This window comes from Psychrobacter faecalis, assembly GCF_016107575.1.
Lineage (GTDB): Bacteria > Pseudomonadota > Gammaproteobacteria > Pseudomonadales > Moraxellaceae > Psychrobacter > Psychrobacter faecalis.
In genome coordinates, this window is record NZ_JABAST010000060.1 from 1 (window position 1) to 10,249 (window position 10,249).

The 10,249-nt window shown below is 43.9% G+C and carries 7 protein-coding genes and 1 pseudogene; 7 read left to right on the forward strand and 1 reads right to left on the reverse strand.

The genetic code is table 11. The features are described from left to right. The 4 genes and pseudogenes from JFC07_RS12565 to JFC07_RS12580 all read left to right on the forward strand — a co-directional run. Window positions 1-140, forward strand: a pseudogene (locus JFC07_RS12565) (IS982 family transposase); the annotation flags it as partial. A 38-nt stretch (window positions 141-178) separates the two neighbouring features. Further along, window positions 179-907 carry a LysE family translocator gene (locus tag JFC07_RS12570; protein WP_068408308.1) on the forward strand — a complete coding sequence of 243 codons (729 nt, stop codon included), beginning with the start codon at window positions 179-181 and terminating at the stop codon, window positions 905-907. A 795-nt stretch (window positions 908-1,702) separates the two neighbouring features. After that, the gene (locus tag JFC07_RS12575; protein ID WP_198329180.1) at window positions 1,703-2,917 is read left to right on the forward strand and encodes an RtcB family protein; all 1,215 of its coding nucleotides are present in this window, start codon (window positions 1,703-1,705) and stop codon (window positions 2,915-2,917) included. 48 nt (window positions 2,918-2,965) lie between these two features. Next, complete coding sequence (locus tag JFC07_RS12580) at window positions 2,966-3,202, forward strand: hypothetical protein (RefSeq protein WP_227515010.1); 237 nt, start codon at window positions 2,966-2,968, stop codon at window positions 3,200-3,202. Between the two features lie 91 nt (window positions 3,203-3,293). Here JFC07_RS12580 and miaB read toward each other — a convergent pair whose 3' ends face one another. Next, window positions 3,294-4,802 carry a tRNA (N6-isopentenyl adenosine(37)-C2)-methylthiotransferase MiaB gene (gene miaB / locus JFC07_RS12585; RefSeq protein WP_068408313.1) on the reverse strand — a complete coding sequence of 503 codons (1,509 nt, stop codon included), beginning with the start codon at window positions 4,800-4,802 and terminating at the stop codon, window positions 3,294-3,296. Window positions 4,803-5,220: 418 nt separating this feature from the next. Between miaB and JFC07_RS12590 the strand changes: the two genes are divergently transcribed. The 3 genes from JFC07_RS12590 (at window position 5,221) to JFC07_RS12600 (ending at window position 10,119) form a co-directional block, all read left to right on the forward strand. Next, entirely contained in the window at window positions 5,221-7,434 is a 2,214-nt protein-coding gene (locus tag JFC07_RS12590) for a lytic transglycosylase domain-containing protein (protein WP_198329181.1), read from the forward strand. Window positions 7,435-7,970: 536 nt separating this feature from the next. After that, window positions 7,971-8,672 carry a T2 family ribonuclease gene (locus tag JFC07_RS12595; RefSeq protein WP_068408317.1) on the forward strand — a complete coding sequence of 234 codons (702 nt, stop codon included), beginning with the start codon at window positions 7,971-7,973 and terminating at the stop codon, window positions 8,670-8,672. Window positions 8,673-9,129: 457 nt separating this feature from the next. Further along, window positions 9,130-10,119, forward strand: a complete 990-nt coding sequence (locus JFC07_RS12600; RefSeq protein ID WP_197488908.1) for a malate dehydrogenase — start codon at window positions 9,130-9,132, stop codon at window positions 10,117-10,119. The last annotated feature ends 130 nt before the right edge of the window (window positions 10,120-10,249 follow it).

Below are 10,249 nucleotides of genomic sequence, written 5' to 3' on the forward strand. Positions count from 1 at the left end.
TACAAAGAGTGAGAGCAAGAGATTTATGGCATTTGTCTCATCGATTGATTCGTAAAATCCTGTCACACAATCTGTGCTTTGTACTCAACAAAAAACTTGGTAACCCGCCTCTTCAGTTTGAATTGCTTATTTCAAGTTGAGAGTGGGGTAATTTTTATAAAAAAGTAGGGGTTGGTTGATGTCTTGGCATCTGTTTGCGGTATTTTTTGCAAGTACGTTTTTTATCTCAGCGACCCCCGGTCCAAACATGCTACTGGCCTTTCAGTATGGCCTTAATTATGGCGTCAAGCGTACCTTATGGACGCTGGCAGGTTTAAGCCTTGGGCTGTTTATTTTACTGCTGTCAACGCTCCTTGGACTTGATGTTATTAGTCGTCAATCGCCATGGTTATTGACAGTGATTAAGACCGTTGGTGCGATTTACCTTATTTATTTGGGTGTCGCATCGTGGCGCGATAGTGGTAGTAGCAGCTTAATGAGTGATGCCAGCGAGCTGAGTACAGAAGTTCATAAAGAGCTGACTACGACTGCGGAAATGGCAGATAAGCCTATGCCGCGCTCACTTTCGAGCGCGGCTGTTAAAGCGCCGCCTAGCGATTGGTTATTGTTTCGAACGGGCATGTGGGTGTCACTGTCTAATCCAAAAGCGATATTGTTTTTTGCCGCCTTTTTTCCCAAATTTATCAATTTTAGCGCGCCGCTGTGGCCGCAGTATATTATGCTGACTTGTGGGCTGTTTTTGAGCGAGACGATTTGGCAGCTGATTTATACCATTGGCGGTAAAAAGCTGGCTGGTTGGCTTGATGTTGGTGAGCGTTTGGCATGGCTCAATCGCGGTTGCGGGGTGATATTTATTTTAATTGCCGCGGCGTTATTGGCTGAGGTGTTAAATAGTTTCTTGGCTTAGGAATTAATCAGGTTTATGTTTAACGTGGTTTTTTAAAAAGTGATACGTTTTCTAGAAAATTTTTATATAATTAAATTAATTATTGACTTTATTTTTTAAATCATTATTATTATCTCATTGATTTATAGCGCTTATCTTTCATAGGTGCTACATTATCCCAATTAATCTGCTATTGTCGCTCTGACATTGGCCACAACCTACGGAGGAATCATCGTGTCCTATTTAAACATCAAGACGTTTTCAAAGATTGAACGTATAAACTGCATGACAGCAATGACGACTTCGAAAAGGTTTGGCTGAATCTATATATAAGCTATTGAGTGATATCTTGTTTATTGATATCAACGCATAGCCTTCTATATCTACTCACTCTATCCCTCTTCTAAGTGCGCTATGTCAACATAGCTCGTAATCGTGCACGGCATTTTCGCGTTTGCTATTAGCTGTTTATTCGAAATTCTACCTTACTATTATCACTAATATTCTCGCTCAGCTCACGCTATTATTTAGTAAATAACTATTTATGTGTGTGCTATCTAAGCTTTCATTTTTAAGCTGAATATTTTGGTAGCGTAAAAATTCTTTTTAAAACGTCCATCATAAAGTAATCATACATTTTTATTGATTTTTTAATCAATAAAGAAGCGGTATTTTATTGTCTATTTCTTATGAAAAATAACTTATTGAGTGTTTTACTTAATGGTAATCAATAAGTAAATTATAAAGTTAAAGAAATAGGTAGATTAAAATATATTTTGTATGGTGATTAAAATAATAAAATGGAAATAATACATTATGAGCATTCAATTAGTATTAAATGAAAATAGTAAGTCTGGCGTACCGGTCAAGATTTATACATCAGATATTGAACAAGAGGCGATGCAGCAATTACGAAATTTGGCTCAGCTGGAGTTTGTACATTCGCATATCGCGGTGATGCCTGATGTACACGTTGGCAAAGGCGCTACCGTTGGAAGTGTGATTCCGACCAAATCCGCCATCATTCCGGCTGCAGTCGGTGTCGATATTGGCTGCGGTATGAACGCGGTGCGTCTATCTCTGACGGCAAGTAATTTGCCTGATAGTTTAAGGGCATTACGCTCAGTAGTGGAGCAGCAAGTGCCAGTTGGCTTTAATATGCACAAACAAATCCAAGCCAAAAACTCAACGCTTGATCCGTTAGGTAAACGCCTAAGACCGATTACTGATAAGCATCCAGGTTTGCTCAAGATGCTCAAAGGCTTTGAGCGTACGTGGGCAAAGCAACTTGGCACATTGGGTGGTGGCAATCATTTCATTGAGCTGTGCTTAGATGAAAACAATGATGTCTGGGTCATGCTGCATTCTGGTAGTCGCGGCATTGGTAATTGTATTGGTCAGTACTTTATTAATCTTGCCAAAAAAGAGCGTCAATCACGCTTTGGTCATGTGCCAGATCGGGATTTGTCTTACTTTGCTGAAGGCTCTGATAGTTTTGTTGATTATGTTGAGGCGGTGGACTGGGCGCAGGATTATGCGCTAGAAAACCGCCGTGAGATGATGCGTTTGGTCATTAAAGCCATGCAGTCACCACAAGCGGGGTTGCCACGTTTTCAGCTGACCAAAGAAGCCATCAATTGCCATCACAACTACGTCAATGAAGAGGTACATTTTGGTGAGCAAGTCTATGTCACGCGTAAAGGCGCTATCAGTGCCTACCAAGGTGAGCTGGGGATTATTCCCGGCTCTATGGGCGCAAAATCCTTTATCGTCCGAGGTCTTGGCAATGATGAATCGTTTTGCTCGTGCTCGCATGGCGCAGGGCGACAAATGAGCCGAGGCAAAGCCATACGGGCATTTACCATTGATGAGCTAAAAGCGCAAACCGAAGGCGTTGAGTGCCGTAAGGACAAAGGCGTCATCGACGAGATACCCGGTGCTTATAAAGACATTGAAGAAGTGATGGCCAACCAAGCCGACTTAGTCGAAGTGGTGCATACGCTGAAACAGGTCATGTGCATTAAGGGTTAGTTGGTTTTGCAAAACAGATTTAGAGATATTAAAAATATAGGTAACAATATGAGCTTAAAACAAACCTTAAAAAAGGCCAAGCAGATTGAACGGCAGCTGGAACAGCAAGATGCCACAGCCAATCAAAACTTACTTGGTGCTGTAAAACCGCGAAATTATCTGGCGCTAAATCCACTGCTCAAAAAAGGCGGTATTCATGAAAAAGAAGATATTGATATCATGCGCAAAAAACGTCGCCGCGAAACCAAGCAGCAATTGCGGAAGACCGATTGGTTATCGCAGTAAAGACAATTAATTTTAACATCCACGCACAAAAAAGCCGCTCCCTACTTAAATAGAGAGCGGCTTTTTTATTTATACAGTTTTTTATAAAGGGTTAAGCCAATACCTCGATAAGCTCGCCTTTTACCATATGCGGACTGACAAAATCGGTCACGCGTACGCTAACGATTTTACCCAGTAGTTCATCTACTTTATCAACGTCAAAAGGGAACATCACGGTACGGGTATTGTCTGCTGTGCCGATTAAGCAATCAGGATGACGATTGGCCACTTGCTCGACTAAGACGCGAGTCGTAGTGCCGACCATTTCATGGGTTTTGGCAAGGGTTGAATCAATAATAACCTGTTGAAATTCTGCCAAGCGTGCTTTTTTGGTTGCGAAGCTCACATCATCAGGCAATTCTGCCGCCGGCGTACCCGGACGCTTAGAGTAAATAAAGCTATAAGAGTGATCGAAGTTTAATTCTTTTGCCAAGTTTAAGGTATCTTGGAAGTTCTCATCAGTCTCGCCAGGGAAGCCAATAATAAAGTCACTCGATAGGTGAATATCAGGGCGTATGGCTTTGAGCTTATTAATCTGATTGATATAAACATCAATGGTATGGTTGCGTTTCATCGCCGCCAAAATAGCATTTGAGCCACTTTGAACCGGTAGATGCAGGTGTGACACCAGCTCTGGCAACTTGGCATAAGCATCGATAATATCATCGGTGAACTCTAGCGGATGGCTGGTGGTATAGCGAATGCGCTCGACACCATCGACATGCGAGACGTAATGCAAGAGCTCAGCGAAACGGCAAATACTGCCGTCGTCTTTTTCGCCGCGATAGCCATTGACGTTTTGCCCGAGCAGGTTAATCTCGCGCACGCCTTGGGCAGCGAGGCTATCAATCTCTGCCAAGACATCATCAAGCGGACGCGACAATTCTTCTCCGCGCGTATAAGGCACCACGCAAAATGAGCAATATTTTGAGCAGCCTTCCATGATGGAGACAAAGGCTTTAAACCCTTCTACTCTTGGTTCTGGTAAAAAATCAAACTTTTCGATACTTGGGAATGACACATCCACCGTACCGATACGGTTTTTAGGCGAGATAGAACGCTGCTCATGCGACTGGTCATACAGCTCTGGCAGACGGTGTAAGGTTTGTGGCCCAAAAACCATATCCACGTAAGGCGCACGTTTTTGGATATTATCGCCTTCTTGCGAGGCCACGCAGCCGCCAACACCGATAACCAGATCAGGGCGTTTTTCTTTTAATTTGCGCCAGCGACCCAATTCTGAAAACACTTTTTCTTGCGCTTTTTCGCGAATTGAGCAAGTATTCATTAGTAGCACATCGGCTTCGTCGATATTGTGGGTGACTTCCATACCGTGTGAATCGCCCAATACATCAAGCATTTTGCCAGAGTCATAGACGTTCATCTGACAGCCTTGAGTGGTAACAAAGACTTTTTTCGGCGTACCACTGCCATTGACTGGAGTTTGGGCAATAAACGCTTCAACAGAGTTTGACGCTTCGAGTGCCGTAACGGCAGGCGCAGTAACCCTGTTCTCAACAGCAGCGTCATCGATGCGGGGATTAAATACAGTAACACTCATAAGCGAAGTCCATGATTGACTAAAAATATAGCGAGGTAGGCGATTAACCGGTGGCGTATTTTATCATAATCTGCCATCAATGTGAAAAGTTAGCATGGGCTTAAACTGTTGACGCCATTTGATTATTTATAATAGTATCAATTGCTTATCTATTACCATCACTCAGATAAAGGCTTTTAGCACAATTAAGCCTAGTAAAAGCGCCGTAACACCTTCGTGTTACGCATGGCTATCCAATTTATTAACGAAAAGTAAAGCTGATGGTTGAATGTGCAACGAGTATAGTATGATGCAGACAACCATATCCGCACTATTGTTTAAATGAGCGTTTTAAGCAGGGTGAAAAATACTATTTCAAGCCTAGATTTAAACTGTTTATTTAGCCAAATTATTTAGACTTATTATAAAGAGAGTCCGTATGTCAAAGCCGCAAGTTGCTCAAAGTATCAAGGATAAAGATGCCAATTATCAAAATCATATGCCTAAAAATCATAAAACAACGATGCTAAAAACCAGTGTGCTGAGTGTGGCAACGGCGATGGGGGCGCTGGCATTGTCGCAAGGGGCTTATGCTGAGCTTACTTGGGGTAATAATACCAGCAGTAATGTCAATAGTTATCCGCAACAAGGTAGCTACCAACCGGACAACTATCAGCCTCAAAGCTATCAGCCTGATAACTATCAAGCGCAAAGCTCGCAGCCAAACAGCAGTTATCAAGCGGATAGTGGTGCAAGCTCATTTACAGCAGCAGCTATCGCCGCAGAACGCGGTGATGTCAACGCCCTTTATAATTATGAGCAGGAGATGAGTGGCGGTCTATTTGCCATGTATCCGCCTTATTGGCGTATGAATTTGGACCTAAACTCACAAAGCCCAGCAGCGGTTACACAGTTTGCCCGCCAGTATCCAGAGACGGTAATGGCAGAAAAGCTGGTTGCCGATTTTGCAGAAACCAAAGCAGGTTCCAATGATTATGCCGCCGTACGCCAAGTGGCAAATCTCATTACCAATGCCGATGACAGTGAAAAGTGCGCCGTTGCCCTTGGCTTTAACAATGGCGGCGATAGCATGCGCGCGATGGCGGCCAAGTCCGATGTCTGGCTAACCACCAAAAAACAGCCAGCGCTGTGCGATCAATTGGCGCTAGAGATGAATAATAATGCGCTGATTAGCAATCAAGATAGGGTATCGCGCCTCAAACGTATGCTGCGTAAAGGTAAGACCGGCGATATTATGGCCTTGTCCTCAAAGTTGGGTACACCGATTCCTTACTCGTCGTTAAGTGAAATTCAGCTCAATCCCTCAGCATTTTTTAGCCGTTTTGCTCGCGAGCCAAACAGCCAGATGAATCAATATCTGTATTTGTATGCTATGGGGCGCTTGGCAGAAAAGTCCTACCGTGAGGCAGCGCTACAATTAGATTTTGATGTGAAACAAGACCATCAGCGTGCAGCGAAGTTATTAAATGATGACACCCGTCGCTATGCTTATCGCATTCTTGGCGTTCAGCGTATGAACCACAATACTGACGATGGTTTTAATGTGGAAGCGGTCGATTGGTTCCGTAATAGCTTAGATAATGATTTTAGCTTTGAAGAAGCCGAATATTATGCCATGGCGGCGATTCGTTTTAGTCGTTGGGACGATGTGGTCGAAGCCATCTCGAAAATGGATGCTGAAACGCAAAAAACCAATCAATGGCAATATTGGTTGGCGCGTGCTTATGAGCAATCAAGTGATGCCAACAAACGCAACACTGCCAAAAAAATGTATCAAAATCTTGCAAAAAGCAATGAATACTATGGTTTGATGGCCAAGGATAAAGTCGGTCAACGTTTTGATGCCAGCCGCTTAGGTGGCAGTAGTTTGCCTAACGTTAGTAGCGCCGACCGTGCCCGCGTCATGCAAAACCCGCACTTTGCACGGGCGTTTGCTCTATATAACGCCGATGCCAGCCGCGCTTATGCCAATCGCGAGTGGAACTGGGCGGTGAAAAAAGCGCGTGACAATCGCGATAATAATTTGATTATTGCGGCCGCGCGTCAAGCGTATGACATCGGTTGGCTCGATCGAGCAATTTATGCCATTGATAATACTGAGACGGTAAATAATTTGGCTCTATCACATCCGATGCCGCATCAATCGGCGGTCGTGCGCTACAGCCAGTCGGCAGGTATCGATCCGGCATGGGCGTATGGCATCATGCGTCAAGAGAGCCGTTTTGTCTCGTCGGCTCGCTCAAACGTTGGGGCGAGTGGACTTATGCAGGTTATGCCTGATACCGCTAAATATATCGCACGTAATTTGGGCGAAACTTATAGCGCTAGTCGCGCCAATAGCGGCGATACCAATATCCGTTATGGCACATGGTATATGGGCGATATCTTTGGTAAATTAAACAGCCAGCCAGTCTTGGCCACAGCGGGTTACAATGCCGGACCCAACAATGCCAAACGTTGGCAGCCAGTTTATGGCTCACTTGCGGCCGACCAATATGTCGAGTCGATTGCCTTTCCTGAGACCCGCAATTACGTCAAGCATGTAATGGAAAACGCCACCATCTATAGCAGTTTGCTGGGCCGTGGTCAGCCTATTAGTCAGCGCATGGGAACCATTCCCGCCGCCTTCTAATTCTCTTTGTTTTCTTAAAAAGCCATTAATTGCTCGCTGTTAATGGCTTTTTTTATAGGGTTCATTTAAAAGCAGTAAACGATCTATAGTCAAAATATCCTAAAAACGCGACGGTATTGCTGATATCAATTTTTTGTAGCCTCTGTCTGTGCAGGCATATCAAGCAAGAAAAATTGATATCAGCAGTGCGTGATGTATTGATATGACTTTTCACTCACTATATTACACGATGCATCAGCCATGTTTACGTTTCTGCTATAGATTAAAAAAAGCAATTTGCTACCATTGTTTGAGTTTCCGTCTGGATTTTCTGTTGGCTCACTTCCAGCCTGCGGACTTACTCCCAGAAGGCTAAATACTTTCAAGCGACCTAATGTGATCAGTGTCTTAGTTTGGATTGTGGAAATCAATGAATCCTAAAAGCTCCTATTCGTCATTGCTAGATGCTCTAACTTCTTATGATTAAAAAATATTTCAAGTTGCCCATATCGTCGCAAGCTAAGCGTCAATTAACTCTTCAGACAAAGGTGGGCTCGATGTCAAAGACAGCGCTATCAGAGCATTTTCATAAATATTGGTTACGTACAAAGTATGATAATAATAAAGGTAATGCTGCGTTTGGTATAACAGCGTTACTATTGTTGCAGGGTGCAATAACGCTGCCAGCTCAAGCGGCGAATGCCAGCAAACCGGGTCAGCGAGTGTTGATGATTGAGATGACGCCAGCGCTATGCAGCTTACAGCCAACGCGCGCACGTATGCGCCAGTGCTTAGAAGGCTATTCGCTTACCGTTTCAGGTCTCGATATGGGCTATGGCGAGCGCTGCGGCCGCGGCAGTGAGCCACGCTTGACGCCCTTACAGTTAAAAGTTGTCAACCGTATCATGCCTGATACCACGGTGCGTACCCAAGCATGGCAACGCTATGGCGCTTGCAGCCCGCTTAGCGCTAGCAGCTATTTTCGCCAAATTACCAATTATGCCGGCGACTTAAAGCTACCGAATGAGTTAAATACAGGCAACAGCTATACGGTATTAAAATCGCGTTTTGTCGGTCAGATGACCCGCTTGAATAATGGTATGTCAGCGAATAGCGTGGATTTGATTTGTCAGGTAGGCACGCGCCGGCAAATGGTATTGACTGATGTGCACGTATGTTATGAAGGCAGCTCATTCGGCACTTGTAGCAATGTCGTCGACAACTGCGGTAGTAAGTTTATTATTTCAGGCGGAAAATAATTCTATTTTGACATTGAGTTATTGCGCATTAACCACCTTCTTTCTGCCTTTAATGAATAAAACAGTAAAGTACAAATGGCAAAAATATAGGCGATTTTTCTTATAACTCCCCTAAAATCTTAGCCATTATTCTGTCTAAAACGCTTTTAAACCGTCTTTTAATACTTCTTTTGCACCTTTCTTGAAGTCCCTCTAACGCCTTACTCCTCTAATGTTGTGCCAAAAATCTCATTATCTATCCGTATAAAATGTAACAATATAATTTGTATTGTCCGCAAACGCGTTCGCGCTTTCTCTAGACGGTTAATAGGCTGAGGTGCTACACTAGTGAACGGTTTATGACTGCTATATTCAGCGAGCAGGTCGCTATCTCAAACGATATTCATCAATCAAAACCATCTATTACAACCATCCATTAGAATTGTGAATTATCTAATCTATAATTAGGGAGTATTCAATGTCAATGAAACAGCCTTTACGTGTTGCCGTCACTGGTGCCGCTGGTAATATCAGCTATGCTATGTTATTTCGTATTGCATCTGGTGAAATGCTAGGTAAAGATCAGCCAGTTATCTTGCAATTGCTTGAAATCACGCCAGCTCTTGACGCCCTAAAGGGTGTGGTCATGGAATTAGAAGACTGTGCATTCCCATTATTGGCAGACATCGTGCAAACTGATGATGCGACTGTTGCCTTTAAAGACGTCGACTATGCACTATTGGTTGGCGCGCGTCCTCGTGGCCCAGGCATGGAACGTAAAGATTTGCTAGAAGCCAACGCGGCGATTTTCTCAGCGCAAGGTAAAGCATTGAACGATGTTGCTAGCCGTGACGTAAAAGTATTGGTGGTCGGTAACCCTGCCAACACCAACGCTCTTATTGCTCAGCGCAATGCACCAGACCTAGATCCACGCAACTTCACTGCTATGACGCGCCTAGACCACAACCGTGCCATCGCCCAGTTGGCTGGTAAAACAGACAGCACTGTCAATGACGTGAAAAAAATGATTATCTGGGGCAACCATTCATCAACTCAGTACCCAGACCTAACGGCTGCGACTGTTAACGGTAAACCAGCGTTAGATTTGGTTGACCGTGATTGGTACGAAAACACCTATATCCCAGAAGTACAACAACGCGGCGCTGCTATCATCAAAGCTCGCGGTGCGTCATCTGCCGCTTCTGCTGCCAACGCTGCCATCGCTCATATGAGTACGTGGGCTCTTGGTAGCGATGAGAACGATTGGGTTTCTATGGGCGTTTACTCAAACGGCGAATACGGTATTGCTGAAGGCTTAATCTACTCATTCCCAGTGACTTGCAAGAATGGCGACTGGTCTATCGTAGACGGCGTTGATGTCTCATCTGATTTCTCAAAAGAGAAAATGGCAGCCACCGAGCAAGAGCTTAGCGAAGAGCGTGATGCCGTAGCACACCTGCTTCCATAAGCAATCAATTTGCTAAAGCTAATATATAAGCATGAAACTAAATAATCGTTAAGCTAAAAAGCCCTCTTATTAGAGTAATGCCAGTCAGTTAAGGCAAAAACTCAATAAAAGTAATAAAATAGCCCATCTA